Annotated in this window: 14 protein-coding genes; 12 read left to right on the top strand and 2 right to left on the bottom strand. The window is 35.9% G+C overall.

The features are described 5' to 3' along the window. The first annotated feature begins 145 nt into the window (after positions 1–145). The 6 genes from LWE_RS10555 to LWE_RS10530 all read left to right on the top strand — a co-directional run bounded on the left by LWE_RS10555 (position 146) and on the right by LWE_RS10530 (position 4207). Complete coding sequence (locus LWE_RS10555) at positions 146–1201, top strand: CAP domain-containing protein (protein ID WP_011702835.1); 1056 nt, start codon at positions 146–148, stop codon at positions 1199–1201. A 47-nt stretch (positions 1202–1248) separates the two neighbouring features. After that, positions 1249–1698 (top strand): YlbF/YmcA family competence regulator, encoded by a 450-nt coding sequence (locus LWE_RS10550; protein WP_011702834.1) that lies wholly within the window; start codon positions 1249–1251, stop codon positions 1696–1698. Positions 1699–1728: 30 nt separating this feature from the next. Further along, on the top strand, positions 1729–2010 hold the full coding sequence (locus LWE_RS10545; RefSeq protein WP_011702833.1) for a YlbG family protein: 282 nt from the start codon (positions 1729–1731) through the stop codon (positions 2008–2010). Positions 2011–2106: 96 nt separating this feature from the next. After that, positions 2107–2664 (top strand): 16S rRNA (guanine(966)-N(2))-methyltransferase RsmD, encoded by a 558-nt coding sequence (gene rsmD, locus LWE_RS10540; protein WP_011702832.1) that lies wholly within the window; start codon positions 2107–2109, stop codon positions 2662–2664. A gap of 2 nt (positions 2665–2666) precedes the next feature. After that, positions 2667–3152, top strand: coding sequence for a pantetheine-phosphate adenylyltransferase (gene coaD, locus LWE_RS10535; protein WP_011702831.1), 486 nt, complete (start codon positions 2667–2669; stop codon positions 3150–3152). Between the two features lie 14 nt (positions 3153–3166). Next, entirely contained in the window at positions 3167–4207 is a 1041-nt protein-coding gene (locus tag LWE_RS10530) for a SepM family pheromone-processing serine protease (RefSeq protein ID WP_011702830.1), read from the top strand. A 46-nt stretch (positions 4208–4253) separates the two neighbouring features. On the opposite strand, the gene LWE_RS10525 is transcribed toward LWE_RS10530, so the two are convergent. Beyond that, positions 4254–6494 (bottom strand): ATP-binding cassette domain-containing protein, encoded by a 2241-nt coding sequence (locus LWE_RS10525; RefSeq protein ID WP_011702829.1) that lies wholly within the window; start codon positions 6492–6494, stop codon positions 4254–4256. A gap of 613 nt (positions 6495–7107) precedes the next feature. On the opposite strand from LWE_RS10525, the gene LWE_RS10520 reads away from it, so the two are divergent. The 6 genes from LWE_RS10520 (at position 7108) to LWE_RS10495 (ending at position 10605) form a co-directional block, all read left to right on the top strand. Further along, a complete protein-coding gene (locus LWE_RS10520; protein ID WP_011702828.1) occupies positions 7108–7401 on the top strand; it encodes a TIGR04197 family type VII secretion effector in 294 nt (97 codons plus the stop codon). Continuing rightward, the gene (locus tag LWE_RS10515; RefSeq protein WP_011702706.1) at positions 7398–7751 is read left to right on the top strand and encodes a DUF3958 family protein; all 354 of its coding nucleotides are present in this window, start codon (positions 7398–7400) and stop codon (positions 7749–7751) included. Before LWE_RS10520 ends, LWE_RS10515 begins: the two co-directional genes overlap by 4 nt. 16 nt (positions 7752–7767) lie before the next feature. After that, on the top strand, positions 7768–9171 hold the full coding sequence (locus LWE_RS10510; RefSeq protein WP_331437058.1) for a T7SS effector LXG polymorphic toxin: 1404 nt from the start codon (positions 7768–7770) through the stop codon (positions 9169–9171). After that, entirely contained in the window at positions 9168–9803 is a 636-nt protein-coding gene (locus LWE_RS10505; RefSeq protein WP_219932287.1) for a DUF443 domain-containing protein, read from the top strand. Before LWE_RS10510 ends, LWE_RS10505 begins: the two co-directional genes overlap by 4 nt. Beyond that, positions 9804–10118 (top strand): DUF4176 domain-containing protein, encoded by a 315-nt coding sequence (locus LWE_RS10500; protein WP_011702703.1) that lies wholly within the window; start codon positions 9804–9806, stop codon positions 10116–10118. Positions 10119–10224: 106 nt separating this feature from the next. Next, a complete protein-coding gene (locus LWE_RS10495) occupies positions 10225–10605 on the top strand; it encodes a hypothetical protein (RefSeq protein WP_041176368.1) in 381 nt (126 codons plus the stop codon). Between the two features lie 133 nt (positions 10606–10738). On the opposite strand, the gene LWE_RS10490 is transcribed toward LWE_RS10495, so the two are convergent. Next, on the bottom strand, positions 10739–11917 hold the full coding sequence (locus tag LWE_RS10490) for a nucleotidyltransferase (protein WP_011702825.1): 1179 nt from the start codon (positions 11915–11917) through the stop codon (positions 10739–10741). Between the last annotated feature and the right edge of the window lie 8 nt (positions 11918–11925).

Raw genomic sequence — 11925 nt, 5'->3', positions numbered from 1 at the left:
AAAAGCAATTATGAAGAAGCGTATTTTACCTCGTTTCTTTGTAATTGTTTTTTTTTATGATTTTTAAAGCTTTTCAAATGATACTAGAATTGGTAAAATGAAACTTACATCAAGAAAAACAAAATACTGCCGAGGAGGGCAAAATGTGAAATTTGTTATGCGAGTAGTTGTGCTATTAGTCATTTGCCTGTTCATTGGATATAATACAGATCTTTTTTTTAGTAAATCAGTAGAAAAAAATACGGCCGAAGATACTGCTACAAAATCGAATTTTCCTGATGATAAAAAAACAACTAATGAAAATCCGGAACAAGTTCATGATAGTTCCAGTTTGGCAAGATTTATTAATAAAGATGTAAGTGAATTAAAGAAAGAATTTGGCGACCCAGTGCGCGTTGATAAAACAGCTTATGGCTATGATAATTATATTTACAGTCAACCGGGAACTAGCTATATGCAAGTTGGTGTTACAAATAATGTGATTCAAACCATTTACGCGCTCGGACAAGATTTAAATGTGATGCCGTATAAAATAGGTATGTCAACGGAGAAAGTATTTACGGATGCCAATCTCCAGTCAGAGATATCTTTTAACTATAAAGAAAGCTACTATAAATTTGAACTTTCTGAAGAAGACTTAAATGCTCGACCAATTGTTAATATTGGAAGTGGTGTTTATGCGCAACTGAATTTCGATAAATTTAAATCAAAATTAGTGAGTGTTCGTTACCTCAATAAGTTATCCTTCATAAAAATGCGCCCCTATGAATTATCTTACCAAGGCGAAATCTATGAAGAAAAGTTATCGCAATTCGATTGGGACACTATTGATAAAGCTTCAAGTAAACAAGTTTTAGAAATTACTAATGTAATCCGTGATCGTTATGGTGTGGAAGAAGTTGCTTGGGACGAAGCAGTTGCTAGAGTTGCTTATGGACACAGCTTAGATATGAAGAAAAATGATTATTTTGATCATACTTCACCAACACAAGGAGATTTAAGTAAACGTTTAAGTTCTGGTAATGTAAAATACACTAAAGCAGGAGAAAACATCGCTTATAACTATATAGATAGTGCGGCAGCTGTTGAAGGCTGGTTAAACTCCAAAGGTCACAGAGAGAATTTATTAGACGGTTCCTACACTTACATGGGCGCAGGAACTTATCAGAAATACTATACGCAAAATTTTATTATTAAATAATCGTTCTATGGTATAATAAAAAAGTAAGTAAGATGGAGGTGGCTAGATTGCTCGCTACAATGGAAAATATGGCGCTACTCGATTTATCAGATGAGCTTGCTAGCATGATTCTAGACTCCGAAGAAGCGCAGAATTATAAACATACTAGACAAGTGTTGCTAGATGACGCCAACTCACAAAAAAATATTCGTCAATTTATACGAATAAAAGATCAATATGAGGAAGTACAGCGGTTCGGCCGGTATCATCCTGACTATAAAGAAGTAACCAGAAAGACTCGTGCTTATAAACGCGAAGTTGACATGGATCAAAATGTAGCAGCTTTTCGTCGTGCAGAGATGGATTTACAATCTCTCTTGGACGAAATCAGTTTGCTTCTCGCAAGTGCTGTTTCAGAAAATATCAAAGTACCAACTGGTAATCCGTTTTTTGAAACAAAATCTGCTTGTTCGACAGGTGGATGTGGCAGCGGGGGAGGTTGCGGTTGTTCAGCGTAAAGCTTATCCTAAAAAGAGGGGACTTAAACAATGGAAAATGATAGACAAGCTATCGTCGTTTGGATGAATCATCTCAAACAAGTTAGATCTTTGAAGCGATTTGGAAATGTTCATTATGTATCCCGTAAATTAAAATATGCGGTGTTATATTGTGATATGGCCGAAGTAGAAGATATCTCTGAAAAAGTTTCTCGTTTTCATTATGTGAAACGTGTGGAAATGTCTTTCCGTCCGTTCCTAAAAACAGAATACGAATCCAAAAAAGAAATGATGTATGAACATAAAAACGAAGATGTACAAATCAGTATTTAAACAAAACGGCGAGACTAAATCAACTAGTCTTGCTGTTTTTTTGTATCTATTTATGATAAAGTAAAAAAGACATTGAAGTAAAGGTTGTGCAAAAACATGAGAGTGATTGCAGGAGAACGCAAAGGGCATGCTTTAAAAGCAGTTCCAGGAAATAATACAAGACCAACTACAGACAAAGTAAAAGAATCCTTATTTTCGATTATTGGGCCATTTTTTGATGGTGATACCGTTCTCGATTTATTTGCTGGAAGTGGTGGGCTTGGAATTGAAGCGCTAAGTAGAGGGGCTGAACGAGCAGTTTTTATTGATCAAGCAACACTTGCGATTAAAACCATTCGTCAAAATCTAGAAGGCTGTCATTTTACGGATCGAGCGGAAGTATACCGAAATGATGCTGAACGAGCGCTTAAACTACTCCATAAAAATGAATGGAAATTTGACCTTGTATTTTTAGATCCACCATACAAAAAGCAACAACTAGAAAAATTACTAATAACGCTAGAAAAATTACAATTAGTTAGTGAAAATGGCAGAATTATTTGCGAGCATGACAAAGAAGCAGTAATGCCAGAAACCATTGGTCGATTTGAGAAGATCAGATCTGTTTCGTATGGAATTACTGTATTATCCATATTTGAATTTCAGGAGGCGTAGAAATGGGAAACAAAATTGCCGTGATTCCCGGTACATTTGATCCAATTACAAATGGACACTTGGATATTATTGAACGAGCAGCAAAGATTTTTGATGTGCTTTATGTAGCTGTTTTAAATAATTCATCCAAAAAGCCACTTTTTACTGTGGAAGAACGCATGGAAATGATCAAACAAGTAACCGCCCATTTGCCAAATGTCGCAGTAGAAAGTGCAAGCGGTTTAACTGTTGATTATGCAGCTAAACGTGGTGCTACTGCCATTGTCAGAGGTCTTAGAGCTGTGAGCGATTTTGAATATGAAATGCAAATAGCTTCCATGAACCGAACACTTAATGCGGAAATCGAAACTTTTTTTGTCATGACTAATACGAAATATTCTTTTTTAAGTTCGAGTATGGTAAAAGAAGTGGCGCAGTATCAAGGCGATATTAGCGAACTAGTGCCTGAAATGGTGAACCGAGCAATACAAGTAAAATTTAATAAGTAGGAGATGTACTAATAATGCGTAAAGAGTGGAAAAAAATAACGGCGATAGTGCTGTTAATCATTATTATAGCGGGCTTTTTTATTCCAGTTCCGTATTATATTTCAAAACCAGGTGGGACGGAAGAACTTGCTCCACTCGTTACGGTTGATGACCATCCAAACAAGAAAGGCGGTTCGCTCAGTTTAGTGACGATTGCGATGGGGAAGGCAAATATTTATACATATATGACAGCTAAATTTTTGCCATATCATGAGTTAGAAAAAGACAGTGATATCAAATATGAGGATGAAACGGATGAAGAATATAACGTTCGCCAAATGCAAATGATGAATGAATCAAAAAACAATGCGATTCAAGTTGCCTATAAAGCAGCTGGCCAAGAAGTGAAAGTGACTTATGATGGCGTATATGTTTTAAGTGTAAAAGAGGATGTTCCAGCAGCTGATGTTCTTCACGCAGGTGATTTAATTACAGAAATTGATGGACAAGCTTTTCAATCAAGTCAAGAATTTATTGATTATATTCATGGTAAAAAAGTAGGAGATACCGTCAAAATCAATTACAAACACGGCGATAAAAAAGAAGAAGCAAATATCAAATTAACTGCTATTGATAAGAAAGGCACACCAGGCATTGGGATTACACTTGTAGACGATGAAAAAATCAATGCAGACCCAACTGTAAAAATCGATTCCGAAAAAATTGGTGGACCATCTGCTGGTTTAATGTTCAGTTTAGAAATTTACAGTCGTTTCCAAAAAAATGATTTAACAGATGGGAAGAAAATTGCTGGTACTGGTACAATTGATCCTGATGGAACCGTTGGAAGAATCGGAGGAATTGATCAGAAAGTGGTTGCAGCAGACAAAAGTGGCGCGAAAGTTTTCTTTGCACCGGATGATTCTATCACGAAAGAAATGAAAAAAAGCGATCCTAGTATTGAAAGCAATTATGATACAGCAGTTAAAACAGCAAAAGATATTGATACCAAAATGAAAATTGTTCCTGTAAAAACGTTCCAAGATGCTGTGTCATATTTAGAAAAACTACAATAAAAAAAGCTGTTTTGTCTTAAGTCTAGACAAAACAGCTTTTTTTCTATTAAAGATATTGTGCAGTTAACGATTGGTTGTTTTTAAGTAAATCGAGTGGAACACCTTCAAAAATAATTTGTCCACCTGCGCTACCACCTTCTGGACCAAGGTCAATAATCCAATCAGCATTTCGGATAATATCAACATTATGTTCAATTACAATAACGGTATTCCCTTTGTTTACAAGCGAGTGAATAATAGTGAGAATATGCTCGATGTCTGACATATGAAGTCCTGTGGTTGGTTCATCCATAATATAAATCGAACCTTTCTTATGCAGTTCATTAGCGAGTTTTAGACGTTGACATTCCCCTCCAGAAAGCGTGCTAAGTGGTTGACCTAGAGTAACATAGCCAATTCCCACCTCTGTCATTGCTGTAATCTTCTTCAATATTTTTTTATCTGTAAAGAATTGAAGCGCCTCTGAAACCGTTAATTCTAATACATCGCTAATGGATTTCCCGTCCAACTTATATTCTAAAACGGAATCTTGGAATCGTTTGCCGTGACAAACTTCGCAAGGTGTACGAATTGAATCCATAAAAGCTAAATCCATAGTAGTGAAACCAAGCCCTTTACAATTTTCGCAAGCGCCTTTGGAATTGTAACTAAAGAGTGAAGGACTGACATCATTTTCTTTTCCGAAAGCTTTTCTAATTGAATCCATAATACCAGTATAAGTGGCTGGATTGGAGCGGATATTGGCATGCGCCGCTGATTGATCAATCACAATTGCATCTGGATATTCTTTTAGGAAAACAGAATGAATCAATGTGCTTTTTCCGGAACCTGCCACGCCAGTAATTACCGTAAGTACTTCTTTTGGAATATTAGCTTGAATATTTTTTAAGTTAAAACGACTACTTTTTTCCGTTGATAAAAAGCCTTTTGGTGCTCGTGGTTGATCGTTAATTGGTAAATGTCGATTAAGGAAACGACCAGTCAGGGTATCAGACTTCAGTAAATCTTCATAACTTCCAACGAACTGGATTTCACCGCCGTTTTTACCAGCTTCTGGGCCGACATCGACAATATGATCAGCAATTTTGATGACATCTGGGTCATGTTCCACAACGAGAATAGTATTCCCTTTATCGCGCAATTTAATGAGTAATTCATTGAGACGATGAACATCACGAGGATGAAGACCAATACTTGGCTCATCGAAAATATAAAGTAAATCTGTTAGACTACTGTTCAAATGACGAATCATTTTGACACGTTGTGATTCACCACCAGAAAGAGAAGTAGTTTGGCGATCAAGTGTCATATAACCAAGTCCAATATCAATTAAATGCTCTAAACGTTCTGTGACACTTTTAATCATTGGAGCGGCGATCGTAGTATCAATGCTTGCGATGGTTTCTTTTAATTCATCTAATTGCATCGCTGTGAAGTCGGCGATAGTTAAACCATTTATTTTGCAAGATAGTGCTTGTTCCGAGAGTCGCGTACCATCGCAAGTTGTGCAAGGAGCAATATGGGTGAATTTATCTACGCGTTTTTTAGTAGAAGCAGACATTTCGCCTTCTTTTTGAATGTAGAGACGATTGAATTTTGGAATCAACCCTTCATATGTTGCATTCATGCTACCCATCGGTGTTTCCAGAAAGACTTTTATATCTTTTCCGTTTAAAAGCATGTCATATTCTTCATCCGTATACTCTTTTATTTTTTTATTCACATCAAAAAAACCGGAATAAGCATAAGAATTCCAGTACCATGAGTCCACTGAAAACGTCGGAAATAAAATGGCGCCTTCTTGGAGTGACTTATTTGGATCGAGTAATTTGACTAAATCAACCGAGACTTTTTGACCAACACCATGACAATCTGGACACATACCAGCAGGATCATTAAAAGAAAATAGATTTGCTGTACCGATACTCGGTTTACCTACACGTGAAAAAAGTAACCGTAAAATCGAATTAATATCTGTGATAGTGCCAAGGGTGGAGCGGGAGTTACCGCCAAGCCTTTTTTGATCAATAATAACAGAGGTGGAGAGGTTTTCAATTGAATCCGCATCTGGTTGCGCATACTTCGGAAGAAAATTACGAAGATACGCACTGTAAGTTTCATTTAACTGTCTTTGCGATTCAGTGGCGATAGTTTCAAATACAATAGAAGATTTCCCAGATCCAGACACTCCAGTGAAAATGGTGATTTTTCGTTTTGGAATATCTAAGGAAATATTTTGGAGATTGTTTTCACGAGCTCCTCTTAATCGAATATATTCTTGTACCATACACATACCTCCTGTTTTTTGAGTCGAACAAAAATCTTAGCAAAGTAGGACTGTAAAAGTCAAGCAAAAACCTTTTATGATAAGCGGATGAGGCTATGGTTTTGCCTACTTATCAAAAACCGTTTTGCTTTAAAAAAATGAATTTCTTTTAAGTCATGAAGATTTATTTTTTTAATACTTTTTGAACTTAAACTGTCACAAATTAGATACAGAAAGAGAGTGGGAAGTGTGTTATTGTATACATGTGAAAATCTAAACATAAAAAGATGGAGTAGAGTGTCAGGACAAATTAGAATAAGCCCAAATGAGTTACGGAAACTGCAAAAACTCATGGAACGTATGCACGGGAAATTGAACAAATGTTATAACTTTTATCGCAAATGTAAGAACAACTGCTTGATAAATAGGAAAGTCAAGCTTTTGCACGATTTGATAAAAAGTTTAATCAATCAAAACCAAAAGCGACAGAGTTTGTGAATTTGTGAATCAAATTGAATAGCCGTAAAAGGACAAAATCAACGACTTTCTCAAAACTTCGTGTTTTAAGCCTACTAGCAAATACAATTTGTAATAGGCATTTTTTCTTAAAAAGGCGGAAAGGAGAGGATAATGAATGCATAGAGTAGCGAGTGATTTGGGACAAGCCACAGAAAAAGCCACTGCGCTTCAACAAGCTGTTTCAATCCTTGAGAAACAAGGAACAACCGTTATGAAAGATGAGGCAACGACATTGGGAGGCAACACACAAGCACACATGGCAATTCAAGCAGAAAAGGAAGCAGTATCTCAGATTGCAAGTGCTTTAACGATGGCAAGTACAAACTTGCAGAGTGTCGCGGAGGCTTTTGCTGCAAAAGATGCAGAAATTGGGGCTAGCCTTTCATCGATTGGAGGCCCAATACCATGAAGACGTGGACTGAGTGGCAGCAAGAGGAACGTCGGTTAATGGGAAAAGAAGACGAAAACCAACAAAAAAGACGAACTGTCCAGCAACTTCAAGAAGCCTATGAAATCCATTTTCGACAAGGGCTTCAATTTGTGGAGAAGGTTAGCTGGCAGTTTCGGAAAAATGATCAAGCCTTTTTGCATGAACAAATGCAAGAACGGGTTTTCTCTCTCTCACGTTCAACGCAAGAACACCTTGAAGTCATGGAAGAAGTCTTGCAACAAGAAAAAAGAGAACTGGAAGAACAAATCAATGAAGTCGCCTACGAAAAAAGAAAAGCATTCTTAGACGAACGGGAGGCGAAAGCATGAGTCTAGATATGTATGTATCAAAATCCAAGCCCAAGCGACCAGTACAAGTCAAGTTTGCCAGCAACATATAGAGGGCTATGAAGCTCTTCAACAAGCGATTCAACAATTTACAGCAGATAGCCCTTTACTGAAAGGAAAAGCATATGATTCAGCAAAAGCTTTTTATAACGCGGTTCTTTTGCCCCTTGTTCAGGCTGGAATTCTTTTAACAGAAGCTACCAAAGAAGCTGTCCAGAAATTTCCTGAACGCTATCAGAGTGAAGTCGATAGCGGAGATCTCAAACAATCAGAATTGGAAGAACAAATTCGAGAAGCAAATGCTCTAATCAATCAAGCGAATGCGCTTCAAAACCAATTGATACAATCCCGTCTTCCGGAGTCTGATCATCGAATGCAACTCAATCTCAATCAAGCCTTGATTGATGTTTATCAAAGAAGTAAAAAAGAACTTGAAGAAAAACTTCAAAAATTAGTCGCCTTTCATGCGAGTTCACCAAGTATTTTTTCGGAAATTGCTAGTCTGAAGCAAGCCGTTAATCAAGGAATTGCTCAAACAAAAACAGCTTGGAATTCTTCAACAGGGACTTTTGTGGTTCCGCCTGCGAATGATTTAACCTGGACGCAAAAAATAAATAAAATGTACACGGACAAGAAAATGAAAACTATTTTAGATAAGATTCCCGACTTGAATCAAGATGATTTAAGATTTTTATTAGAATTTGCCAATAATCATCCAGATGATGAAGTACCTGCCTCATTAATTAATTATTTAAAAGAAAACAAAGATGATATCATTTCAGATATAAAAAATGATGTTCTATCAAACTTTGTCGAACAATTAGGCGTTGGTATTAAAAGGTTTTCTGGTATAATTAACGTTTTAGAAGGGATTAAAGGACCTGATGGTGTAAATTCCTTCGTGATGGTTAATCCAAATGGTGTAGGATCACAAATGATAAAATACGGGAAAAATATTTCTACTGCCGGAAAGTCCTTAGGTTATGGCTTCGTAGTTGCTGGATTTGGGCTAGGAATGTATGATGATATGAATGATAAAGGAAAAACTGTAGGTCAAGCCATTTCGCACAATACTATTTCTACTGGAATAGGTACTGGTGCTGGTATACTTGGAACAGTTGGTGTAGGGTTACTTGTATCTAATCCAGGTGGATGGGCGGTTCTTGGAGGTATAGCTGTTGGTACTATTGTTAGTGTAGGATTTGATTATTTATATGATAATAATATTCTTCATATTCAAGACGGCTTAGACTGGGCTGGGGATAAATTAGATTCTGGTATTGATTGGGCTAGTGATAAAATTGATGAAGGGGTCAGTTGGTCAAAAGATAGAATAAAAGATGTTGGTCAGGCGATTAGTCATGTAGGCGAGTCAATTAATCCAATGAATTGGGCGTGGTGAAGATTAATGTTGGAAAAATCAGACCTATTTTTAAAAATACACGTTATAAAATTTTAGAATATGATTCAAAATTTTATTTGATAGATATGGATAGAGGTTTCTATGGATTTATTCTTTTTGCTTTAAGTTGGCTAATACCAAAGAAGGCTATTTTAATTCCTCAAATGGATGCTGATGATTTAATTATAAAAAAAGCTTATAAGTCTAGTCATTCAATTCGAGTTATTTTATTGATGTGTGTAATAATTATAAGCAATTTAGTCCTTCCCTCGTTTTTGATGAAATTTTTCGAGGGCGGTCTAATTTTAAGTTTATGTATTTTATCTATTTTTGGTGTGCTTATTCGAATAATTTATAGCAAAAGAAATAAAATTAAGTGCAAAAATAGAGAGGGTAATCAAGAAGTTCTGATAAAACTAAGACCACAAAAATGGCCTTATTATTTTAAATCTGTATGTGTCTATGTTTTATTTTTAGCAGTACTAGTAATAGGAGCTTATTTATTTATTATAGTAAAGGGCTATTGGATACTTTCATTTTGCTACACAATAGTCATATTTATATTTTTACTAACAAATTATCTAGCATATAACGCAGATGAGTATAAAATTGAAATATTGGAGGTAAATTAGATGCTGACTATAGGAAGTGTAGTATATTTAAAAGAAGGATCAAAAAAAATTATGATTTTAAATCGAGGTCCCTTGGTAGTAGTAGATGGGAGAACGAATAAGTTTGATTATTCGGGATGCGTTTATCCTGTAGGCTTAGTAGCGAGCGAGGTATTATATTTTAATGCAGAAAATATTGATGAAGTATTGTTTACAGGATTTTATGATGAAGATGAAGCTCGATTCCAAGATTTATACTCAAACTGGGCAGAAAATAATGCATCGAGAATTAAGAAAGGCGTTGTTGATAGACCCTTGGAAAACAATGAAATCTAATTAATATGTAATCGCATGCTAAGAGTTAACAAAAGCACTTCAACAAAATAGTCAACCAACAGAACTAGGGAAAATCATTATTTTAAAAATTGAAGTTATGATAAAAATGCCAACTAAATATCTAGTGAACTTAAGCATTTTATTAGGTATCTTTATCAGTGTGCTATTGGTTATTGTGATTGATTATTTTAGTAAAAAAAGTTTCTTTGGAACTCCAATCTCAATAGAAAAAGTATCCTTTTGCTTTGAAGAAGGTGAAAAGCAACTTAATAAAAATCTTAGAATAGGATTCTGGACGCTATTAATGGCTATAGGAAGTACCGTTGTACTATATTTTTCCAATGGTGAGGCGATTTTATTTTTTGCTACAACTCTTTTTTGGATGTTACCTATTCCGCTATTTATTTTACAAAGACCATTCAAGAGGAAAAAAATATATGCTCTTTATAAAAAGAATCAATTACCAATAGAGAATAGAGATTTTTAAAAAGAAGAATTGTTACCATTAGGTTCTGTAGTGCATTTGAAAAACGAACTTAGCTTTGTTTATTTTTAACCAAAAACCAGAAGCAAAAAATCGTACAAATCGATTTTTGCTTCTGGTTTCTATTTTTCAAGACTTATGTCTGGCTCTTTAATATTGGTGGAATATGGAAGTCGCCAGCTTGGTAGTTTTCTAGTCCTTTTACTAGTGTATAAATGTTAGTGGCGCGTAAATCTTCTTCTAAAAGTCCTGGAGCCGCTTTGGAAACAGTTGTGACTATTGGAAGAGAAATATTTTTTTTATGATGGGATAAATACTTTTGACCAGTTTTATTCATACCAAGAATGCGAATGTATGGTGCGGAAGGAATGTTTCTGGCATTTAATAAAATTTGTAAAGCTGTTCGTTGTATTCTCGCATTACTATATCGTTTTGTTTTCATAGATTCTATAAAGTCGGAAAAATATTGCGCTTTTGTTGCCGCAATTTGCATTCGATTTTGAATACCTTCACTAACATTACGAATCCCCTCAAGCTCATCCGTTTCAGCTTGAATTAATCGATATTTTAGGAGCGCCCAATAATTTTCCCATGATAAAAAAGGACCATCATAATTTTTTAAAATTTCTATAGAAGAAGCAGGAAGATAACGACTAGCTTCCTCTAAATTTCCTGCCAACAGTAACTTTCGAATCGCGGTCGCACTTGCAATTTGGTCATGGTTTGCTTCTATGTCATGATAACCTGCATGAATACGCGCCATTGTTTGAAGGGAGATGGTAGGATTTTGTTTTTGAATAGCGAGTGCGTAATGAAAACCGAGAATATTATTTGGCTTAGTGACATCTAGTAATTCTGTACCGAATGACTGTTTAAAAGTTTCTGTATAAGCTCTCGCATAGGAGGTTTTTTTGTCGATTAATGCAAGTTGAATGGCTTGATTAAAACTTGCTTCGTGTTCGACGACTGTTTTAGCAGCAGTCAAAAAATCCTCGCTAACTCCATGTTCACTTCCAAAAAATAACGCATCCACATGAAGCGCATCTAAAATACGGACAGACTCTTCAGCAAAAATAGTCGCGTGTTGTGTTGCGAACGAGACAGGGAGTTCAACAACCATATCAACACCAGCAGCGAGTGCCATCTTTGTTCGCTCCCATTTAGGCAAAATCGCTGGTTCACCGCGTTGCACAAAAGAGCCGCTCATTACCGCAATCACCACATCTGCTTTGGTTAACTCGCGCGCCTTATTTAGATGTAGCTGATGCCCATTATGAAAAGGGTTATATTCGACCACAATTCCAGTTGCTTTCATTTCGGTTC

This window comes from Listeria welshimeri serovar 6b str. SLCC5334 (genome assembly GCF_000060285.1).
In the GTDB taxonomy this organism is placed as follows: Bacteria; Bacillota; Bacilli; order Lactobacillales; family Listeriaceae; genus Listeria; species Listeria welshimeri.
Note: the sequence above shows the minus strand (reverse complement) of the source record. Positions and strands in the feature narration are given on the sequence as shown.

Bases quoted from the DNA above. Each gene is read 5' to 3' on its own strand.
- LWE_RS10545 (WP_011702833.1), top strand. From the start codon at position 1,729: ATGGAAAATGATAGACAAGCTATCGTCGTTTGGATGAATCATCTCAAA.
- rsmD (WP_011702832.1), top strand. From the start codon at position 2,107: ATGAGAGTGATTGCAGGAGAACGCAAAGGGCATGCTTTAAAAGCAGTT.
- coaD (WP_011702831.1), top strand. From the start codon at position 2,667: ATGGGAAACAAAATTGCCGTGATTCCCGGTACATTTGATCCAATTACA.
- LWE_RS10530 (WP_011702830.1), top strand. From the start codon at position 3,167: ATGCGTAAAGAGTGGAAAAAAATAACGGCGATAGTGCTGTTAATCATT.
- LWE_RS10525 (WP_011702829.1), bottom strand. From the start codon at position 6,494: ATGGTACAAGAATATATTCGATTAAGAGGAGCTCGTGAAAACAATCTC.
- LWE_RS10520 (WP_011702828.1), top strand. From the start codon at position 7,108: ATGCATAGAGTAGCGAGTGATTTGGGACAAGCCACAGAAAAAGCCACT.
- LWE_RS10515 (WP_011702706.1), top strand. From the start codon at position 7,398: ATGAAGACGTGGACTGAGTGGCAGCAAGAGGAACGTCGGTTAATGGGA.
- LWE_RS10500 (WP_011702703.1), top strand. From the start codon at position 9,804: ATGCTGACTATAGGAAGTGTAGTATATTTAAAAGAAGGATCAAAAAAA.
- LWE_RS10495 (WP_041176368.1), top strand. From the start codon at position 10,225: ATGCCAACTAAATATCTAGTGAACTTAAGCATTTTATTAGGTATCTTT.
- LWE_RS10490 (WP_011702825.1), bottom strand. From the start codon at position 11,917: ATGAAAGCAACTGGAATTGTGGTCGAATATAACCCTTTTCATAATGGG.